We start from the raw sequence: 20,569 nt of genomic DNA, 5'->3' as shown, positions 1-20,569 counted from the left end.
AACTTTGCACAGCGCTTTCCTGAAATATGAAGCTGAGGCGACAACAAAGTGTTAAGGCGATAGCGGAGGCGGCCTGGTGACATTACCATCCTTGCTTGTTCGGATTGCCGTGAGCGCGATGACGCTCGGCGCAGCGTTCGTGTGTGTTGTCTCAATTCGGGACGGCAGGCACGCCAACGCCATCTCGGCCGATGGCATATCGACAGCGGATGCAGCAGAACTTCTGGAGAGCGAAGGGCCGTCGCATCTGATGTTTGCGGCCGCCAATACACTCGATCCGGATGATGCGGCTGAACGTGGCCTCGCCATCAAGCTGCTACAGTCCGGCCTGTCGGCATCGCCGTACGATAGTTCAGCGCTGGCGCGGCTGTCTTATCTGCAGACGCGTGAAGCAGGCCAGCTGACGTCGGCAGCGGCTGAAAATCTCCAGAAATCGATAGAGCAATGTGGATTTTGTGACCGGGAGCTTCTTCGCTGGCGGCTACAATTTGTTCTGGAAAACTGGCGCGACACGCCTGAACAAATCAGGCGGAAGGTGTTCGAAGGCGCCGAGTTTCTTCGCTGGTGGCATTCAGATCATGCATTTCTGGCCGAGGCCCGCGCCTATGCAAAGCGCAGATTAATCCCGTTCAACCAGTACCAGAGAGCCGTTGGTTCCCAGATCCGCCCTCATGAACTTCCAGACGATTAGGGTCGAGGCCCCGCTCCGCGAGTAGTTTGCGAATTTTCGCCTTGAATTCATTCTTGCTGAATTTCTGAGCGTGCTGAATAAGCTGCTCCCGGGGAAATGCAGCCGGGTCGAAGCGTTCGATCGCGGCCACAAATGCCTCAGCGGTCTGCTCATTGACAAGCACGCCCGAAACGCCCGGTATCACCGTATCGAGCGCACCGCCCCGGCCATAGGCGATAACAGGTTTGCCGGCGGCCATGACCTCTACCGGGACCATTCCGAAATCTTCCTCACCTGGAAAGATCAGCGCTTTGCAATTGGCAAAATGCCGCTTCAGTTGGGTAAATGGCACCCGGCCGAGAAATGTAATGTTGTCCTTGGCCTTTTTTTCCAGCGCAGCGCGCTCTTCCCCGTCACCAACGACGACGAGCTTCAGGCCGAGTTCGTTGAACGCGTCGACGACGAGGTCAAACCGCTTGTATCCAACGAGCTCTCCGGCCGCGAGGAAATAGTCGGCCCCTTCTTCAGGCACAACAGCTGAGAATTCGTCCACCGCGACAGGTGGGAAAATGACTTCGGAGTCCCGGCGGTAGAATTTCTCAATCCGCTTGGCGACGAAATTTGAATTCGCCACAAATTGGTCGACCCGCGCCGCACTTGCGACATCCCAGTTGCGCAACCGATGGGCGATACCTGGAAAAACCAGCTTCGCCGGCCAGCCTGCTGATGCGCGGTAATGGTGGAACTGATCCCAGATGTAGCGCATCGGCGAATGGCAGTAGCAAAGGTGGAAGGCGCCTGGTTTCGTGATCACGCCTTTGGCAGGGCCTGACTCTGAAGAAATGACCAGATCGTACTCGGACAGGTCAAGCTCTTCCAATGCCCTTGGCATGAAAGGCAGATACTTCTGATAATGCTTGTTCGCGAATGGCAGCTTCGAGATGAAGGTGGTCTGAATATTGTGACGATTCAGCGTATCCGACAGTTTCGAGCGATCGACGACATGGGTAAATATGTCGGCATTCGGAAACATTTCCGCGAAGGCTTCGAGGACGCGTTCGCCGCCCCGCATCCCATTTAGCCAGTAATGTACAAGGGCGACACGCATGCCAGTCCTTTCAATCTACTTCTTAGATTCTGACTGCAAGATGCGGGCCGCGGCTTATCGAGCGCCGCGCGCCTCCAGGACGGCCGGGATCGTCTTCATCATGATCACGATGTCCTTGCCGATATTCCAGTTCTCGACATAGTTCACATCGAGATTGACGCGGTGGTCATATGAGGTGTCGCTGCGACCGCTGACTTGCCAAAGACCTGTCAGACCAGGGCGCGCAGCAAGGTAATAACGAATGTCGTCACCGTAGCGTGGCACTTCGTCACGAACGATTGGGCGGGGCCCAACGAGCGACATGTCCCCGCGCAGAATATTCCAGAGCTGCGGAATTTCATCCAAAGACGATTTGCGCAGGATGTTGCCGAGCATGGTGATCCGTGGATCATTGGAAAGCTTCTGCGTACGGGACCACTCCTCGCGAGCGTCCGGATTGTTTTTGAGGTATGCTTCTAGCTTCGCATTTGCGTCGGTCACCATGGACCGGAACTTAAGGCAGCCGAACTCACGATTGTTCCGACCGATACGCTTGTGCGAATAGAGAATTGGGCCGCCATCCTGAAGCTTGATGCCGATGGCGATCAGCAAGAGCAGCGGCGCTCCAAAAATAAGGATCGATGTCGAAACTATAATGTCAAAGGCTCGCTTCGACACGCTTGTTCCGCACCGTGACGGTACCGTCGCACCGTTGATCTGCTTAGGTGTGTTGGTAGCAATCGGCTGCGATCCGACCGCACCATCCATGTGACTTCCACGCATGTTAAAAGTGTCCCCCACCCATTTGTAGCTCTCCGCGCAATTGTCCCTAGCGCAAGAGGAGCTGCGTGCTTGTTAGCGATGTCCCGTCGCTATGCATACTCTGCACCAACTCGCATATTAACACAATGTTAATCTTGGTATTTTTTCGAAGAAATATCAGTTCCTTGGTTAACGCCCGTCATTGACAACGGTGTCGTCCGCTCACGGAAGAGTCACCCGCGTGACTATCAATTTCAAAATTGGCAGTTTTCCATTGACTTGCTTGTCATTCTCGATTGTAAAAATTCAGTCGGGGGACGGAAAAATGCCAGTACAATTTGGTAAACGAGCCAGCACCGCGTGTGTCGGTGGCGTGGTACTTCTTCTCGCCTCAAGCATTTTCCTTGGTGGCGCCGACGGCCCGATGGCGACATCAATGTGCGTACTCGGACTGCTGCTGCTGGCGGCGGTCGCCGCCTGGCTCAATCTTTCGGTACCGATGGAAACCTTGTTTCTGGGCGGTCTGCTCGGCGTTGCAGCCCTCTCCGGGCTGGCAGGCAATTGGGACATGGCACGTACGGAATGGCTGCAGCTGTGCGGCGCCGTGGCTATCTGGACGGCGGGGAGGACGCTGGGAACAGAACGTTACCTCGTCAAACTGTCCTGGTATGCCCTCATGGGCACGTTGATGGCGATAGGCTTGTTGGCGATCCTGGCATACGGGCTGGACGTCAGCGGCGGGTTGGGTGTCAGCCGTATGAAGTTCACTTTCGGCTCGCCCAACAGCTTTGCAGCCCTCATGGCGGTCGGGGCCATCCTCAGCGTTGGCCACATCAGCTATAAACTTACTCAGCACACGTCTCAGGAGATTTCACTGGTGTCTCGTTTCGGGCAACTGCCTGGCAAGACGATCCTGTCCATGTCCGCACTGGTGGTGTGCGGAGGCTGCGTGATGTTGTCCCTGTCTCGAGCAGGTTTCGTCCTGATGGTCCTCGCCTGCTTGTTTGTCGCGCTCGTTTCAATCCTTTCGGCACCAGATTTCAGACGCTACTGGAAGCGGCTCATCGTCGGCCACCCTTTCGCGAGCGCCGCGGGACTGTTGGCCGCCTGTTTCATGGTGGCACTGCTGCTCGGCGCAGAAACCCAGTTTGGGGCGCGGGCTTCCGATCTGCATGTTGACGCGATGGATCGCTGGGCAGCTTTTGGCGAATATTGGAGTGTCTGGCAGCAAAAGCCGCTCATCGGCCACGGCCTGGGCAGCTTCAATCACGTCAATGAGCGCCTGACGAACCTGGAGAATGCCCCATACCTGGTAACACTCGGAGCCGCACATAATGTTGGCCTGCAATGGCTGATTCAAACAGGACTCGTCGGCACCGCACTCATGGCTGCAATCTGGCTCGCCATGCATTTTCAGATCATCCGTGCACTGCGGAAACGTGCCGAAGGCGCGAACTTCGGTTTTATCGTTGCAGTGCTTGCTGTCTCCGTTTACTTCAGCATTCACAGCATGATCGACTTCCCGCTGGAACTGCCTGGCATTATGTGGATCTATAGTTTTGTCCTGGGGCTGGCTTGTGGCGTTGCCGCTTCAGAGATACGCAAATCTGAAGCAGAGCGGGTCCAGACGCAGAACCAGACCTGATCGCAAATGCTTCAGCTTTACAGAAGGTAAGGGGCGAAGTCTTGTCAGCATCATTTATTGCCGTCGCCAATCTCAAGGGCGGGGTAGGCAAATCAACGACAACTCTCATGCTCGCCGACGGCATGTCGTACTATTTCGGCGCCAATGTGCTTGTCGTCGATTTTGACCCTCAGGCGAACTCCAGCCAGATGATGCTCTCTGAGCGAGGCGTTCAGATGGCGTTCGACCAGGACAAGGGCGTCAACCAGCTGATGGATCAGTTTGCCGGCGGCCGACCACCAAACCTCGCCGACCTGATCCTGCCAAATGCGGTGAGCCTCGTTGAGCTGCGCAAGGACGAGGACAGGGATGACAGACGGGGCTGGATATCGACACTGCCGGCCCATCCAAGCCTTCGTTTCACAGAAATGGAGGTCGAAGAGCGTCTTTATTCGTCCGGTATGAAGCCGAGCCAATTGGCGTCCCGGCTGCGTGATCATCTGGCCGAAGCGCTGGAACCGGTCGAGAGCCTTTACGACCTGATCCTGATCGACACGCCGCCCTATCTCTCACCGCTTGCACGCTCTGCATTGATGCTCGCCGATTACTTTGTCACGCCAACCTTGGCCGACCCTGTTTCCATCTGGGGCACTAAGCAGTTTTCCGACTGGATTTCGGCCAATGTGTGCACGGACATCGCAGCCAAAAACTATGTGGTCGTGACGCGGTTCAAGAATACGAAATATGGGCGAGCCGCCGAGCAGGAACTGCGCGAGATCTACCTCGCCGACCGAAAGTTTGGCCCGACAATTCCTGAGTCTGTGCAGGTTCTGCAGGCGATGGACCGGGCTGACGTCGATAGCTACAACACAATGCGGGGCAAGTACGGCAGCCTTCGCAATGATGTGAAGCGGCTGTCGGAAAGTTTTGCGGCCTTCCTAGCCACCAGTAATGGCGCCAAGATGCCGGAACTGATCCGCAGCTAGCGGCCGGACACCCGGTCAGGCCGCATCATTACTGCGGGCGGGCAGGATTGCGACACTCACACTATGCAGTGACGAAATCGTCCACTCGCGCAAGGCCACGAAGGCAAGCCCCATATAGGCTGCGCAACCCGCGACCGCCGTTGCTATGATCAGCAATGGCACCGGCTGGCCCACCATGATCCGCGACACCGCATATACAGCCACCAGCGCCAGCAATGACAGGATTACTCCTGGCAAGACCGATTTCGCAACATTGACGTAGGACAGGCCCGTCATCTTCGCCAGCTTCCGCAGGAGCAGGCCGATATAGAGCACGGTCGACGGTAGCAGCGAGAAGGTCACCGCAACTGTGCCGAACTGAACAGTCGCCAGCAAGGCCGCCATCATCACAGTGATCTCCACCACGCGCGCCCGGAACAGGAACTTTGCCTGACCAACAGCAGCGAGTTGAGCTGTGCAAACAAGGTCGACCGTATGCATGATCTTGATCCAGCACATGATCTGCAGGACTGGCACCATCGGCATCCATTGCTCACCCAGCAGGAGCAAAGTCACCGGCTGTGCCAGAATACTCAGCGCGCCGAGAACCAGGATCATGATACTGACGGTGACAGCTACCAGCCGCGTCCAGAGTTCTGGCGGCAGGCGCTCTTCGCGAGACATCCGGCCAACGGCTTGCCAAGTCAGAACACGGAAGGTCTGTGCGAACAGGTCGAAAGCGGCGGTTGCCGTCCGGGCGCCCATTCTGAACAGGCCAACGGCGGTCGCACTCAGGAAGCCGCCCAGAACGATCGCAGCGCCATAGGCCGACACGAACGACATCGCTGTGGCGCCATACAGGCCGACCGAGAAGTCGATGATTGAACGGGCATGCTCACGATTAAGCGCGGGTACGGGAATTGAGCGAACCCTGAGGGTCAGCATCGCCGTCATAACGCATGCGGCACAATACCGGTTTGCGATAAGCGCCCAGACGCCACCACCGGTCAGCAACAGGAAGACGCCAAGCGCGAACCCGCAGACCTCGGATGTCAGCAGTGACGCATAGTAGTATTTTACGCTGCCCTTCCTGAGCAACACAGCCTCCTGCCAGCTCGCCAGCATCGCCAGCACGGGCATCAGCGCCGTTGCGGCAATCAGGGCGGCGAGAAGCTCGCCCCAACCCGCCAGGTTCACGACGCCCGCAACCAGCAGGATCGTGACGGCAAAGAAGACGGAAAACAGGATCTGCAGCCCAAACGCGGTGTGCCGCGTCGCATCGAAGTTCGGCTCTTTCAGAACATAATTGTAAATGCCGGAATACATCTGCATCACGGCAAAGTTCATCAGGATCGAAGCCAGGACGAAGACACCGAAAAGCTCAACTGTCAGGAAATGACCCGCGAGCAGCAGCAGGATCAGCGACATCGATTGCGAGACGGCGCGCACGACCACGCCGACGATCGCAAGCACGCCAACCTGACGCCGCGAATTATCCTGCGACTCGTCGCTCATATAGTCCCCAAAATTCCCAGCTGCGTCATTCCCCCACCGACGACAGCAAGTTTCATTCCCATTCCTAGCTGAAGACTGGTCGCAGTAAAATCATGACTGAGCATGTTCGGTAAAAAAGGCGCCAAGACGCTCTGCGCCGACCGCCCTGCCCGGCAACCACTATTGCGGCATGAACCAGTGCTCGCTTTAAACTCGCCGCCTGTCACTTCCGGAGCGTGCCGAAATGGCTCAGGCCGGCGGGGCTACTCGACGACGGCACACATGAAAAGCGTATGCGGGTTTAGCGGTGAGCTTAATTTCATGCCGATTCCGACAGCACATCGAACGTCGATCCCGATTTGTGGTGCGACTATTGCACCACCTCTGCAGCCTGAAGCATGGCCAAACGGGATTCGCAAAGTCTGTATTCGTGCGGATGATTGGCCTGGTCTGATGGCGGGATAAAAAGAGGGGACAAGGCAAGTTGGGCCCGATCCACCTGAGTGGGTCGGACATACGAAACAGTTCGGTGTCGTTGATCACCGATGCATGCGAAACCCGACAGAAGTCGACGCGGCATGTGTGACCAATCAGCAAACCCAACTCGCATTATCCTCAAAACAACAGGATCAGGCAGCAGGGCATGCGCTTTGCCAGAAGCAATTTGCAGTACCTGCCAGCCGGGGCCCGTCGAGAGATGGAGCCAAAAGGGGGACGTTAGCTATGATTGCGCTATTGGTAGCGGATGAAGGACAACCTGCGCGGCTGCGCACGGTGTGTCGAAAACTGGACACGAAGATTCCGGCAGAAGCCTGCTTCGAAATTCTGTTCGCAAGGCAGCGGAATTCCTACTGGCTGGACAGCAGTGCGCACAATACCAGGCAAGGACGCTATTCCTTCATGGGAGACGCGAACGGTCCGCTTTCGGAAGTCGTCAGCTACAACGTGACAACTGGCCATGTGCGAGCCTACTCCGAAACCGGCGCCTCTATCACCCAGGACAATATCTTCGACTTCCTGACCCGGCGCATGGCAGCGATCGAGTTTGCTGATCAATGCCCAGCACCGATTCCTTTCAAAGGCGGCTATGTCGGGTATCTCGGCTTTGAATCGAAGGACGAACCCGGCGCGGAGAATACGAAGTCATCATCGCAACCCGATGCGCAGTTTATCTTTGCTGACAGGCTCGTCGCCTTCGACCATCAAACAGGATCGGCCTGGATGGTTTGTGTCGTTGAGCCCGGAATGGAAGACGGTGCAAAAGCCTGGTTTGATTCAGTTGAGGCTTCTCTCAACAATAGCTACCTGGTCGCCAAGCCGAATTTCAGAGCCCTGGACGCAAGCCAGGCCGCAGCCGCTCAGAAGTGGACGCCCCAGCAGTCAGTGGCCGACATGATCGGCGCATTCGAGACAACACGCGACACGTTAGAGCGCGGGTCTCTGAAGGACGTCTGTATTGCAAGCCAGTGGACAACACCATTCCAGGGTCCCGCCCTGGGCGTGTATCAAAGTCTTCGAAAAAGCAACGCGGCGCCGTTTGGCGCTTTCCTGAAATTCCAGGAACTGAAAATCCTGTGCTGCTCGCCAGAGCGGATGGCGAGCATATCGAAAGATCGAAAAGTTCGCTGCGAACCGATGAAAGGGCAAGCGCCGCGCGGCGCATTGCCTGTCCATGATGAAGACATGAAACTGAAGCTAAGCAGCAATCAGCAGCTGCGCGCACGCAACCTGAAAGTTGCAGAGCTTGTCGGTAGCGATCTTCGCAACGTATGCCGCATGGGATCCATCAGAGCCGAAGCGCTGTGCGCCATCGAAAGCCTGGAGACGGGCCATCACATGGTCAGCAGGGTCTCGGCCGTCTTGAAGAAAGACGAGAATGCAGTGTCTGGCGTCAGAACCCTGTTTCCTGCAGGCTCAGTCATTGGCGCGCCAAGACCGGATGCTTCGAAAGCGATCGATTCCATAGAAGCCGGAGCGCGCGGTATTTTCGCTGGCTCGATCGGTTATTTCTCCCTGGATGGCTCTGCCGACTTCAATGTCGCCATGCGCACTGTCACCATCAATAATGGCCAGGCATCGACGGGGACGGCCGATTCCATCGTTGCGCTCGAAAATCCGGCGGCAGAGATCAAGGATATCATGTTTCGCGATGCAGCATTCCGAGACGAAATACTGGGCGGGACGCCGCTCGAATTCGAAACCGTTATCGCCGATGAACCCGTCAGTGTGTCGGCAGACTGAATGGGCACGAAGCACGTCAGGCGTTGAACGAAGACCTTCCTTAAAGGCACGGGATAGCCTGGTTAACGGCTCGAGCCCATAAAAAAGCGCCCGGAACGTAGTGTCCGGGCGCAACTTGTTTTGTCGGAACTAGTTTTTCAGTTCTGATATCAGACCGTCAATGTCACCATTGTTGCTGTCGAGAATGGCTTCGAACTGTGCGCGTTGCTCAATCGCGAACCAGACGTCCTGAACCTGGATGTCGACCACGCTCCAGTCGCCGTCTTCAATCACCCGCCAGCTAATCGTCTGCGGCATCTCACCTTCTGGCGTCACCTGCGTCGAAACGATGGCATCCCTATCGCCGCGTTCCGCAACATCAGTGACCTTCACCTCGCCGCCTGAAAACCCGCCGAGATGGGTCTTCAGCTGATTTTTGGCGTAAATTTCAAACGCCGCAACATAGTCGGCCTTTTGAGTATCCGTGAGGTCAGCCCAGGTGTTTCCGAGTGCAAATTGCGCCACCCGGTCCAGTGCGACCAGTTGCAAAATGCTGTCCGCTTCGGCGTCCGAGACCTCCTGGTCTTGAAGAGCATCGATTGTGCGGGCGCTCGCCTCATCAACGACTTTGACAGCGCCTGAATTATCTTCAGCCGCAAACGCTGCAGGTGCAACAACGCCGAGCGACATCGCGCCTGCCATCAGCGTGGCCGTAAGCTTTGCGATCGTCGATTTTTTCACTTCAGTCATTCTGTCTGTTCCTTGTGATTGACTGCCCAGCCTCCAAGAGCTGCAGGCTCAGGAGACGTTCTGACTCCCTCCGCCTGTCTGGCATGCGAATATACAAACGCAGGTCAATCGTAATAGTTGCAACGGCGACGACGAATATACCGAGGGACCGGCGCGGATGCGCTGACCTACTGAATGGTCAAATCTGATCTAGCGCCCCGCTTTTGCCTGCGCCCGGGACACAATGTAGTCCCTGATGGCCAGCGCCTCGTCGTCACTGAGGACGTCCGCGAAGCTCACCATTCCGCGTGGTTCGAGGATGCCTTCGCGCACCACAGCAAGCCAGGAGGCCTCACGGTCGAGCGCCACCGAATAGTCGAGGCTGACGACAACCGTGCCACCGGCATGGCAGTTGGAACAGAAACGGCCGTAAAGGGCCCCGCCCAAAGCAACCTTTTCCGGGTCTGTCTCATAGACTGGCGGATCAAGCACCCTGGACGGGTCGCTCTCCGGTGGTAGCTCAGCGTCTCCATCCAGCTTGAAAACCAGGAGGCGGCTACGGTTAGGGACGACCCCATAAAGCAGCCCAAGCACGCCGCCCCAGCCGGCCATCACGGCAACGTATTGTTCGTCGTCCAGTTCGTACGTAATCGGCGCCGCAATCGCGCCCGTCTGAATCGGGTAAGACCATAGCTGATCCCCCGTACGGGCGTCATAGGCTCTGAATTCGCTGGTCGAGGTTCCCTGAAAGACGAGACCGCCTCCGGTCGAAAGCAGACCGCCATTCCAAAGGACCGGGTAATCCACCCGCCACCGTTCCTCCTGGGCGACCGGATCCCATGCGACAAGCGCACCTGTACCGATCTTGCGATCCTTCACGGGCTGGTAGCTATCTTCAGCCGGCGTGTCGGCCGTCTCGCCGTCCACTACAACTCTGGTGAAAGTGTTTGCTTCATCGCTGGAGAGCGCCTCGGTGGTGACATTCGGCCCGACGGCGTTGTTCCACCCCAGAGGTGCCCGCGTCCATACGTCAGGGCTGGAATATGGCTGCGGAACATTCTGTGCCGGAATATACACCAGCCCTTCTTCCGGGCTGAAAGCCATTGGATGCCAATTGTGTCCGCCAAGCGCGCCTGGCGCAACGAAAGCCCGTCCCGAACGATAGCGGGCGCTGGGGTTTTCAATGGGGCGGCCCGTTTCAGGATCGATCCCCTTTGCCCAGTTCACCATCGTATAATTGTCAGCGGAGATGAACTCGCCTGTCTCGCGGTCCAGAACATAGAAAAATCCGTTCTTGGGCGCCTGCATCAGGACTTTCCGGCGCTCGCCATCGATCTCCAGGTCAGCCAGCATGATGTGCTGAGTGGCCGTGAAGTCCCAGGTTTCACCCGGTGTTGTCTGGAAGTGCCATACATATTCGCCCGTCTTCGCTTCGACTGCGACGATGGAGGAAAGGTAGAGATTGTCTCCGCCGCCGGGAGACCGGTACTGCTGGTTCCAGGGCGCGCCATTGCCAACCCCGAAGTAAAGCAGGCCGAGCGCGGGGTCATAGGCCATGGAGTCCCAGACTGTGCCCCCGCCTCCAAACTCCCACCAGTCACCGGTCCAGGTTTCAGTCGCTTTCTGGAGATATTCAGCTTGCTCACCATTCGCAGGGTTGTCCGGCACGGTATAGAACCGCCAGGCGAGCTCCCCGGTCTCAACGTCATGGGCAGAAACGTACCCGCGCACGGCGCCCATATCAGCGCCGCCATTGCCTATGATGACCAGCCCCTCAACAATTCGGGGCGCGCCGGTGATCGTGTACGGCCCGTCTGCGTCGATTGTGTCAACCGTCCAGACCGGTTCGCCTGTCTCTCGGTCGAGTGCGATGAGCCGTCCATCGAGAGAGCCGAAGTATAGCTTGTCGCCCCATGCCGCCATGCCGCGATTAACGACATCACAGCAGGGCTTCACGCCTGTGGCACCCGGCACATCAGGATCGTAATCCCAGAGCAATTCACCCGTGCGGGCGTCGTACGCCTTGACCTTGCTCCATGCCGTCGTGGTGTAGAGTTTGCCATCGATGACAAGGGGCGTGGCTTCCTGCCCGCGCGCGGTATCAAGGTCAGCATACCAGGCCAGTCCGAGGCTTGTCACAGTTTCCCTGTTGATGCTGTCGAGCGGACTGTAGCGCTGCTCATCATAGGTGCGGCCATGGCTCATCCAGGCGGAGTTGAAGTCTGCCGCATGTTCGAGAACAGCCTGGCTGATGTCACCGCGCTCGAACGCGCTTTGAGCGTTAACCGCAGCTTCTTCGCTGATGTTCGGCTCATTTGTGCCCGCCGGATCGCAGGCTGCGATCGCGACCATTGCAGCCAAGCAAAATGCAAAGCGAGTTTTCATTGATCTGCCCCAGTCTGTTTACCATCGCACCAATTGCTAAGAGCAAAATTGACCCGTTCGGACCATGACGTCAACATCATCCAATCGCTGAACCCGCAGCCCGCTTATCGCCCGGGCGACCGCTTCAGCGGGACTGAGTTTCGCAAACATCCACGGCCAGCCCTACACTGGTACCTCAGCAGAAAGAATAGATCGCAAGTATCAATCCGGCGCCCGTTCTCAACCGATCACGGAGCGAGCGCAGCACACTTCCGCAGACACTTTGCAAGGCACTTCTTCTGAATCTAGACTGCTTAAGCGCGCGATTCTATCGCACCAATTGCGAACGAGGCCGATCAGTGAGCACCAATTCTCAAGCTGACCCAGCTGGCAAACCAGCAAGAATTGCGGTGTGGGACCTGGCAATCCGGCTTTGGCACTGGCTGATCGCCGCGCTCATTCCGGCCATGTGGTATACCGCCGAAGAGCACATGTTCGGCCTGCACCGAACGCTTGGTATCGTGCTTGTTGGCCTTCTCGCTTTCCGTCTTGTCTGGGGCGTTATTGGCAGCAGGACGGCCCGGTTCACGGCTCTGATCCGCGCGCCGGCAGCTATTGCGGGTTATGCCATCTATCTCCTGCGGCCCGGCTATCGCCCAGGCGTGGGCCACAACCCTCTGGGCGCGCTCAGCGTTATCGCGCTTATGCTAGCGCTTGTCGCCCAAACGATATCCGGACTCTTCGCTGTCGATACGGATGGCCTGAACTCGGGACCGCTTTCTCGCTTTGTCAGCTTCGGCTTCGGCCGAGACGCTGCCGATTTCCATGAAGCGAGTTTCAATATTTTGCTGGCGCTTATCGCACTCCATCTGGCTGCGATTGCCTTCTACCTGCTGGCAAAGAAGACCAATCTGATAAGCCCGATGGTCACCGGCAAGGCGCGTGTAGACGGTGAGCCCAATACCTCACCCTCAGTGGTTTCATGGCTGGTCGCAGTCGCCATCGCAGGCGCGGTCGGCGCTTACCTGCTCCAGCTTTGACGCGCCGGGCAAGCGGGCCCACTATCCGCGCTGGATGAACTCCAGCGTATGGCCATCAGCATCATGGACAATCCCGATACGAACCGGTGACCCCTCAGCGACCGGCGTCGCCTCGCGCTCAACCTCCAGGCCGGCATCCCTGAACGCCTCAACCAGAGATACCGCGTCGCTAGTATAGAAGACAACACGGCCGGTCTTCAGTGGCCCATCGCTCTCAACAAGGCTTTGGTAAAGAACGATCTTCGTGCCGTCTGCATCAGCCGTGGCAAGGATCGCTTCCTCATAGGTGTCGGTGGATGTGGTCCGCACCACTGTCATTCCAAGGGCGCTTTTATAGAGCTCGACCGAAGCATTCAGGTCAGACACGCCGAGCACCGTCGCCGCCACTTTTTCGACCTTTGGGCCAGCCTCCTCGTGATGGTCCGCGAAAGCGGGCGCCCCCATCACGAAAGGCAGGACGCAAGCGACTAATGACGCACTAGTCTTCTTCACGAAATTTCTCATGGCACGCCTTGCAGGCCCCTCCCGTCTTGCCGAAAGCCGCCTGCACGACACTGGCCTCGCCGCCCTTGGCGGCTTCCAGATCGTTCAGCGCATCTTCGAATTGTTCGATATGGGCCTGAAACTCTTCAGGCTCTTCCCAGATGTTGGCTTTCGCTTCCATCTCGATTCCGAGATCCGGCCCCGTCCCCTCAGGGAACCAGGAATGCATATCGCGCCCATAACGGACGACAGAATCAATCGAGAAGTCGACCGTCGTGCTATTGGGCCGCCCGGCCCGCACTTCGTCATTAATGGCCTTGAAGGCCGCGCCCATATCCTGAAAACCCGCCTGACGCTGCTCGACCTGGCGCACCAGCGCCGGATCCGCCGTCGCGGCTGCGTCGCTGGAGGCGGTATCGCCGCCCTCTCCGCCACACGCCGAAACCATTCCAAGCACGCCAGCGATGAGCGCGGTGTATCCAACAAATTTCATATCTGCCTTACCTGATAAGAGTTGTTTGAGCTGACTAGGTCAGAATTTGGGAAATAGGGCTCGACGTGGCCATTGATCCGTCACCCCAGGTCTCGACAGCGACGCCCGTGACCTGTTGCATGGTCAGACCGGCCCGTGTGATCGGGTCCCCGTTTGCCGCAATGAGTTCGCCCGTCTTCACACGGCCACCCGCTTTACCGGCCGTCATCATGGGGATGCCCTGCACGGCGTGGATCTTGGCCCATGACGTGTCTGAGTGAGCGAACACCAGACAGTTATCGAGCAAGGTTCCATCCGCTTCCGGGATGGAGTCCAGTGTTTTCACAAAGGTCGCAAAAGCCTGCATGTTCTCAACGACGAACTTGCTGGTTTCGACCTGGATGCCCTCATCGGGGTCTGTGAACTCTTCATGCGTATAGAGGTGATGGCTCGACGCCTCTCCAGGCCGGTGCAGGCTGGAGGCGGAGTTCGAGAAGACCATATTGAAATTGCGCGTCTGATCACAAGCGAGTGACAGCGCCATCAACCGCGCCATCAGGTCGTGGTTCTTGTGGACATTCGAAAGGTTATAGTTGGATTCCGTCTCACCCGGATTGTCTGGCATCTGACACGCTGCCGGGATCACCGGCTCTTCAGTTTCCAGCTCCAACTGCTGCTCAACCTCGCGAACAGAGGTGAAGTACTGGTCGAGCCTGTGGCGGTCTTCCTTGCCAAGCTTGGACTCCAGATCCTTGCGCTGCTCTTCGACAGCAGACAGAACCGAAATCCGGCTCAGCGTCTTCGGGTCGGCCACAAACTCGCCATCCGTCTTTGTCGTCAGGCCACCCGCAAACACGCGCTCGTAAACAGCCAGTGGCGAGGTTTCCGGCGTATTGCGAACCTGCGCCGAGCGGTAACTATAAGCATCTGACGTATTGCCCGTCGCGGTCATGTCGAGCGTCTTGAAACGCGTGCGTCCTCCCAGCTTGTCGGCAATCAGCGTTTCGAAAGTCGGCCCCTCCATCTTCCCGAAATCCTGCGGCGCAATCCCCGACCGCAAGGAGAACGTTCCGCTCACGTGAACATGATTTGGCTTGCCATCCAGAATGGCGTCGAAGCCTGTCAGGAAATTGATATGCTGCTTGACCTCATCAAGCGGCATGGATTCTGACATCATCTTCAGCGTGCCGTCTTCCAGCTTTTCCGGCGTCCAGACACCCGGCGTAACGCCCAGCCCCCAGAACCAGGTTCCGAAGCGAAGCGGCGGCTTGTAGGCGCTCGATGCACCGACCGCGAGCGCGGACGGCACCATTGCTTCCAGCCAGGGCAGACCCACAGCTAGAGCACTGCCCCGGAACGCGCCCCTCAAGAGCGCTCGGCGCGAAAGCGGATTGCGGCGACCAATTGTCATGATCTTTTCTCCGTTTGAGACATTGTGCTGGCGCGCTCCTGATCGACGTCAGTTTCGACGCGCGGTTCGGCGACAGCGTAAAATTCGGGACTGAGCGCGATTTCGCGCAGCAGTGGCTTGATTTCGTATCCAGCCTTTTCGAAGCGTGAGCTGAGCCGGTTAACCCACGCGGTGTCCTGCGGGCGAGCCGCACGACCGGTCGCATATTTCTGCATCTTTTCGACGAGGCATGCCGTGGTCGCGGGATGCTCGCTGAGCACCTCGCCCAGACCGTCGACATTTTCAAATTCCGTTCCGTCGATAGCGCCGCTGACATCGATCACCTCGCCATTCTCGGTCATGCGAAGTCGGCCGGCGCCGTCAAAATTCTCCATCGCAAGACCGATCGGGTCGATGAACTCATGACAGCTTTTGCAGGCGTCATCGGTGCGATGCTGGGTCAGGCGGGCCTTGGCGGTCTTGAACTCCGGATTGTCAGTCTCTTGAACGACCGTGAAGTTCACCGCGGCAGGCGCCGGCGCCACCGACTGACAAAGCAGCTGTTCGCGGACCGCAATGCCTCGCAGCGTCGCGGAGCTGCGACCGGGGTGAGAATGCAACGCGGTGAACCCGATATGAGACAGAAGTCCGCCGCGCGGGTCATCGTCCTCAAACGTCACCTTTTCCCAGCCATCGACTGAACGAACCGGCAGTTGGTAAATCATGCCAAGTGGGCGCGTGACGAATGTTTCCTTGGCCGTAAAAAGGTCAGTGTAAGGTGCTTCACGCTCCAGCAGATGATAGTCGATAAACCTCAATACCTGCTCGCGGGCATCGTCGGCAACGGCCCGGTTGTAGGCGCGGTAGATCAGCTTGTCTTTTTCAAGCGTGTCGAAGCCATCCAGATGCATAAAGTCTTCAAAGAAGGAATTCACGCCTTCATGCGCGCGGTCAGAAGCGATCATTCGATCAACCTGCGCCTTCAGGCCCTTGCGGGTGTCCAGTTCGCCCTCAGTGGCTGCGCGAAGCAATTCTTCGTCCGGCGCAGAATTCCAGAGAAAATAGCTGAGCCGTGCGGCTTTGGCATGACCTGTCAGTTCAAGATTTCCAGACTTGTCCTCTTTCACCGAGTCGATGATGAACAGGAACTCTGGAGACGATAGCATGCCTTCGATCGCCAGACCGACGGCGTCGTGGAAATTGTCGAGCTTGTCGAATGCGGCTTTCGTAACAGCGGTCCAGTCCTCGACGTCACGATCACTCAGTTCGCGGCGGAAGAGCTTTTCACCGTACACCTCGACGATCTGCGTCGCGCAAGCCTCGTCGAACACATCGGCCGAGGCCGTGTCGCATGTCATCAGACCAGACCAATGGTCTTCAGAAACGACCTGCTCAGCCACCCGGCCCGCAAGGGCGTAATATTGCTCGTACCCCGACGAGCTGATTGACGCGACACTTGAACCGACAGCGGCCAGGCCATCAATGCGCACATCGGGCTCGAACCGACCGACGACAGCGATCTCAGGCGAGAACACATCAACGATCGTGTTGTGGTATTGCTGTCCGGTCATCCGGCGCATCTGCGGTGGCGGCGCGTCAAAACCGTCTGCGCCCATAGAAGTGCCGCCCGATAGGACAAGAGGCGCGGCAAAGTAAGCGCCCGCGCCAATAGCAAGGACGCCAGCGGCAATGGCTGCGATACGAATAGGTGACATACCTTAAAGGTCTTCCGTTTCTTGTTCGTCGTCTTCAACACCGTCTTCGGCAACGTCAGAGCCAAGACCCTTGCCTTCGAGCGGGCGTAATTCAGCGCCTTCAATTTCAATGACTTCGGCGTCGACGCCGTAATAGTCGGTCGTGTCCATCACGTAGAATTCCAGGTCTTCTTCCGGCGGATGGATCAGGAAGGCAGGCACAGCCTCGATTTTCATCGCTGTAGATATACCGGTGCACTTTCCGGTTTCGGGATCCCTGATCCCGTCCGCATGGCTCTCGAGCGCGCGCCAGGCTGAGGCGCAGGTATAGCCATTTGCCACCTGGAAAGCCCCGGACTTGTCGTGGAAATTGTGCCAGTAGGCATGATTGATGTCGTAATACCCGGCCAGGTCGCCAGAGGCGCTACCATCCTCATTCAGCTGAAGGTGAATGCGGGACTGCTTGATGTAATACTCTGCCGCCCGGCCCGTGAATCCGAACTTGAGGCGCAGGTCGAACGGCTCTGTGATCAGCTCCCCATCGACAATCTTGCCGGTGGTCGTGTTGTGCCAGAGCTTGTTTGACGTCACCGTGAGACTGGCATAGCCGATCCCGTGTTTTTCAGAATCGTAGGGCGTTGGCTCGTGACTGGAGTAGACGCCCACCTCGACATAGTCGTCATTCTGAAGGTCATCGACGTCGGTGATTTCCATAACGGTCGTCACTTCGCCATCGCGATACGCGCCGACATGGTAGTCTTCGAAAGCACCGCCTGCGAATTCCGCCGTGCGGCGATAGGAATCGATACAGCCCATGATACGCCAGAGCTCGTTATCGACACCCTGCACCCCGTCCGGAGATGTAAAGTCTGAGGTGCCACAACTTTCGGCGTCGTCGCCAACCGATGCGACACCATCAAGGTCTCGGCCATAAGCAATGCCGCTCTGAACCGTACGAAGCGGAGGATCGTCATACGCTTCGGGAACATTGCAGATCGATGTCCCCTGCTCCCTGTGGCGTTTCGCCGACAGCGCATAACCCATCTTGTAATAGGTGGACCGGTTTTCCGCCTTCAGCAGGAAGTCCTGCTTGGCCTTGGGCAGGTCCATGATGGCGACATCCCGCAAAGCGTAGGACAAGCCTTCCGGACAGTCCTGCGGGGTCTCGTAATTATTGTACCAGAAATAACTGAAGGCGAGACCGATCGTGCCTTTCGCTTCTGCGGTGGATTTGGTCAGCACAGCCTCGACCGGCTCGCCGGCAGACGCGGAAAGATCCGCCTCTTGCTGATTGCAAGCGGCCAACATCATCACGCAAGCGGCGACGCTCCCGAAATACAGCTTCATCATTCCTACCCTTCATCCGTCATGGCGACCCACGACGTGCAATAGCCGCCTGGATTGGCCAGCAGATTGTCGATTCCACAGACGCCGCACCCATCTCCGCCAGACTTGAAGAAGGTGCAGTTGGCGCAGGTTTTACCGGACACTTTGGACGCTTCGACATATTGCCGTCCGTCGCGTGCAGCCCTTTGCGAAGGGGTCAGATCGTTCGCGCCCGCGCAGCTCAGCGCTCCTGCACCAGACTGTCCGCAAGCGGCGACCAGCCCTGCGGACGCGCCGGCCGCAGCCAGCCCGATAATCACTCGGCGCCGATTGACCGGCTTGATTTCGTCACTTCGCATGATCTTGCCCGTTATCTCCCTACCCTTCACCCTAGACATCCAGCCGCGTCTGGTCAATGACAAACGCACCAGTTAATATGCGATCATTCTTGCGAGAGGAACAATTCAGGCAATTTACAGGGCGTCAACAGTCGGTAGATTGCCAACGGGCGTTTCTTTCGCACCAGTTGATAGCTGATTGAAACTCATGGAAAATCTCGCCGACGGCGCTTAATATAAGCCCACACACCACCTAGTGACGGCCAGTTTGGATTTGACAATGCTCACCCAAAACGCAAGCGATGCAGCCGAAAAACGAACATCGCCGAGCGACACGCGAATTCTTTTGGCGGCCAATGAGGTCTACAAGGACAACCCCGTCCTCCCGCTTCCGCTTTCATCTATTGCAGAACGGGCCAATGTCAGCCGGGCACTCATCTACTCTCATTACCCTGATCAATATGCACTGGTGTCGGCGCTGATCGCGTCGCACGTTTCGATGGTCTGGCCCGCATCGCTCGAAATATTGCGCGGCGATATTTCTTTCCACGACACGGCCGAAAAGCTGGCGGGGCTTCATTTTGAGCATTTCATCAAGCACGGACTCCTGCTCGCCAATGCGCCCCAGGACGACTTTCTGGTCGATCACCTACCATGGGAGTTTAGCGCGAAATTGCGATTCGGTCTGGTTCGACTGGCCTCAAAGGCGCGGCGCCAATACGGATTCTCGACGCGCGAGGCCATTTCCGCTGTGCTTTTGTTGGGCGTTATCCCTGAACAGGCAGCGCGCTTGGTGCGCAACCGGCAAATCAGCCCGGACGGGGGCCGCAGGGGACTGAAACGCGCCATCCGCGTCTCCACCCGCACCTTCAAATCGGAATAGCGATAGCCTTCAGGACGACCCGTACCCTTCCATCGCAGACTGGATTGTGATCGGTATACACAGACGTTCTGCCTCTTCTATCGGCAGCACGCCGCTGGAAACCAGCCCCCCTGCCCGCACAACGATAGCGGTAACGATCGACACCGCTGCAAAGGCGTCTTCCTGATCGATCTGCTTGTCGCTCACCACGGCCTCCACGTGCCGCTTTGAGGCGTGAGCGCGCATGTTCTTGCGCAGCTCGTCCACGCGGACACGCACATTGAAGTCGCGCAGCAGCTGCGGCAGCAACGGCCCACGCCGCGACACTTCGCGCAGATAATTCATCGAAGACAGCACGACTTTCGCGAGCCGGCTGCCACCACGCTCGACAGCATTCAGGCGAGAGGTCTCGAAGGCCTGCACCTCCTCGAAGGCAAGCTCCACAAGCAGATCTTCGCGCGTCGGGAAAATGTTGTGCGCTTGCGCCTCACTCATGGCCAGCTTCTTGGCGACCGCTTTCAGCGTAACGTGATGCAAACCCTCATCGAGAGTCATCTTACGCGCGCAATCCAGCATCAAACGCCTGCGCTCCTGAGCCGACATTCTGGATCTCTGGCGGCGATCTCGCCCGCCGCCTCCGCCGATCGTGACAATACCATCAGGGTCAGAAATGGAGGCAGGTTTCTCCACGCCTTCACCGCGGTGGCGCCCTTGCCAATAGCCTTTGGGCGGGCGTTCGATGTCCAACCGGTCGCAGATCTTTGCCAGGCCGTTCGGAGAGACCCCGAATTCCTCAGCAAGCACAGAGACAGGCTTCGACCAGACGAGGTCGAGCAGTTCAAGACGTTTAAGCTTGGTCGGCGCAGCCATGGTCCCTGTTTATATCTAAATGCTTTGAAAACAAGCGTCGGGAACCCCGCACCGCAATTGCATGATGTTCGCCTTCTAAGAGAATTTTGCCAACCCTCTGGTCCTTCAGTGACGAGCGCACTAGTGTTTGACCGAAGAGGCAGGGTTTTCGTCGCGTCTGAAAAGGCAAATCGGAAACT

Annotated in this window: 18 protein-coding genes; 6 read left to right on the top strand and 12 right to left on the bottom strand. The window is 57.6% G+C overall.

Annotated features, from left to right (window positions below):
• Positions 1-76: 76 nt before the first annotated feature.
• Positions 77-691 carry a hypothetical protein gene (locus WNY37_RS04670; protein WP_342972301.1) on the top strand — a complete coding sequence of 205 codons (615 nt, stop codon included), beginning with the start codon at positions 77-79 and terminating at the stop codon, positions 689-691.
• Here the strand turns inward: WNY37_RS04670 and WNY37_RS04665 are convergent.
• The gene (locus tag WNY37_RS04665) at positions 630-1,778 is read right to left on the bottom strand and encodes a glycosyltransferase (RefSeq protein WP_342972300.1); all 1,149 of its coding nucleotides are present in this window, start codon (positions 1,776-1,778) and stop codon (positions 630-632) included. The two genes, WNY37_RS04670 and WNY37_RS04665, sit on opposite strands and share 62 nt — an antisense overlap.
• 54 nt (positions 1,779-1,832) lie before the next feature.
• Positions 1,833-2,540: a sugar transferase gene (locus WNY37_RS04660; RefSeq protein ID WP_342972299.1), complete on the bottom strand. Its 708-nt coding sequence runs from the start codon at positions 2,538-2,540 to the stop codon at positions 1,833-1,835.
• 220 nt (positions 2,541-2,760) lie between these two features.
• On the opposite strand from WNY37_RS04660, the gene WNY37_RS04655 reads away from it, so the two are divergent.
• Positions 2,761-4,164 carry an O-antigen ligase family protein gene (locus tag WNY37_RS04655; RefSeq protein ID WP_342972298.1) on the top strand — a complete coding sequence of 468 codons (1,404 nt, stop codon included), beginning with the start codon at positions 2,761-2,763 and terminating at the stop codon, positions 4,162-4,164.
• Positions 4,165-4,205: 41 nt separating this feature from the next.
• Positions 4,206-5,129 (top strand): ParA family protein, encoded by a 924-nt coding sequence (locus WNY37_RS04650; RefSeq protein WP_342972297.1) that lies wholly within the window; start codon positions 4,206-4,208, stop codon positions 5,127-5,129.
• A 15-nt stretch (positions 5,130-5,144) separates the two neighbouring features.
• Here WNY37_RS04650 and WNY37_RS04645 read toward each other — a convergent pair whose 3' ends face one another.
• Positions 5,145-6,623 (bottom strand): oligosaccharide flippase family protein, encoded by a 1,479-nt coding sequence (locus WNY37_RS04645; RefSeq protein WP_342972296.1) that lies wholly within the window; start codon positions 6,621-6,623, stop codon positions 5,145-5,147.
• A 702-nt stretch (positions 6,624-7,325) separates the two neighbouring features.
• On the opposite strand from WNY37_RS04645, the gene WNY37_RS04640 reads away from it, so the two are divergent.
• The gene (locus WNY37_RS04640) at positions 7,326-8,843 is read left to right on the top strand and encodes a chorismate-binding protein (RefSeq protein ID WP_342972295.1); all 1,518 of its coding nucleotides are present in this window, start codon (positions 7,326-7,328) and stop codon (positions 8,841-8,843) included.
• A gap of 129 nt (positions 8,844-8,972) precedes the next feature.
• Here WNY37_RS04640 and WNY37_RS04635 read toward each other — a convergent pair whose 3' ends face one another.
• Together WNY37_RS04635 and WNY37_RS04630 are read right to left on the bottom strand one after the other, a co-directional pair.
• The gene (locus WNY37_RS04635; RefSeq protein ID WP_342972294.1) at positions 8,973-9,572 is read right to left on the bottom strand and encodes an ABC transporter substrate-binding protein; all 600 of its coding nucleotides are present in this window, start codon (positions 9,570-9,572) and stop codon (positions 8,973-8,975) included.
• Between the two features lie 189 nt (positions 9,573-9,761).
• On the bottom strand, positions 9,762-11,936 hold the full coding sequence (locus WNY37_RS04630) for a PQQ-dependent dehydrogenase, methanol/ethanol family (RefSeq protein WP_342972293.1): 2,175 nt from the start codon (positions 11,934-11,936) through the stop codon (positions 9,762-9,764).
• A 338-nt stretch (positions 11,937-12,274) separates the two neighbouring features.
• Between WNY37_RS04630 and WNY37_RS04625 the strand changes: the two genes are divergently transcribed.
• Complete coding sequence (locus tag WNY37_RS04625) at positions 12,275-12,955, top strand: cytochrome b/b6 domain-containing protein (protein ID WP_342972292.1); 681 nt, start codon at positions 12,275-12,277, stop codon at positions 12,953-12,955.
• Positions 12,956-12,976: 21 nt separating this feature from the next.
• Here WNY37_RS04625 and WNY37_RS04620 read toward each other — a convergent pair whose 3' ends face one another.
• Genes WNY37_RS04620 through WNY37_RS04595 form a run of 6 tightly spaced genes read right to left on the bottom strand, consistent with a single transcriptional unit; the run spans position 12,977 to position 18,679 of the window.
• A complete protein-coding gene (locus WNY37_RS04620; RefSeq protein ID WP_342972291.1) occupies positions 12,977-13,447 on the bottom strand; it encodes a VOC family protein in 471 nt (156 codons plus the stop codon).
• Positions 13,434-13,931 carry a cytochrome c gene (locus WNY37_RS04615; protein ID WP_342972290.1) on the bottom strand — a complete coding sequence of 166 codons (498 nt, stop codon included), beginning with the start codon at positions 13,929-13,931 and terminating at the stop codon, positions 13,434-13,436. Before WNY37_RS04615 ends, WNY37_RS04620 begins: the two co-directional genes overlap by 14 nt.
• A 34-nt stretch (positions 13,932-13,965) precedes the next feature.
• Entirely contained in the window at positions 13,966-15,321 is a 1,356-nt protein-coding gene (locus WNY37_RS04610) for a DUF1552 domain-containing protein (protein ID WP_342972289.1), read from the bottom strand.
• The gene (locus WNY37_RS04605; RefSeq protein WP_342972288.1) at positions 15,318-17,015 is read right to left on the bottom strand and encodes a DUF1800 family protein; all 1,698 of its coding nucleotides are present in this window, start codon (positions 17,013-17,015) and stop codon (positions 15,318-15,320) included. The genes WNY37_RS04610 and WNY37_RS04605 overlap by 4 nt, the downstream gene beginning before the upstream one ends.
• 3 nt (positions 17,016-17,018) lie before the next feature.
• Complete coding sequence (locus WNY37_RS04600; RefSeq protein WP_342972287.1) at positions 17,019-18,344, bottom strand: hypothetical protein; 1,326 nt, start codon at positions 18,342-18,344, stop codon at positions 17,019-17,021.
• Positions 18,345-18,346: 2 nt separating this feature from the next.
• Positions 18,347-18,679, bottom strand: coding sequence for a hypothetical protein (locus tag WNY37_RS04595; protein ID WP_342972286.1), 333 nt, complete (start codon positions 18,677-18,679; stop codon positions 18,347-18,349).
• Between the two features lie 259 nt (positions 18,680-18,938).
• Here WNY37_RS04595 and WNY37_RS04590 point away from each other — a divergent pair, with 259 nt between their 5' ends.
• The gene (locus WNY37_RS04590; RefSeq protein WP_342972285.1) at positions 18,939-19,541 is read left to right on the top strand and encodes a TetR/AcrR family transcriptional regulator; all 603 of its coding nucleotides are present in this window, start codon (positions 18,939-18,941) and stop codon (positions 19,539-19,541) included.
• Positions 19,542-19,550: 9 nt separating this feature from the next.
• Here the strand turns inward: WNY37_RS04590 and WNY37_RS04585 are convergent, their stop codons facing one another.
• Positions 19,551-20,390: a TetR/AcrR family transcriptional regulator gene (locus WNY37_RS04585; protein WP_342972284.1), complete on the bottom strand. Its 840-nt coding sequence runs from the start codon at positions 20,388-20,390 to the stop codon at positions 19,551-19,553.
• Positions 20,391-20,569 lie beyond the last annotated feature (179 nt).

Source organism: Henriciella sp. AS95, from assembly GCF_038900055.1.
Classification (GTDB): Bacteria; Pseudomonadota; Alphaproteobacteria; order Caulobacterales; family Hyphomonadaceae; genus Henriciella.
The sequence above is the reverse complement of the archived record's forward strand: the minus strand, read 5'-3'. Positions and strand labels throughout refer to the sequence as shown.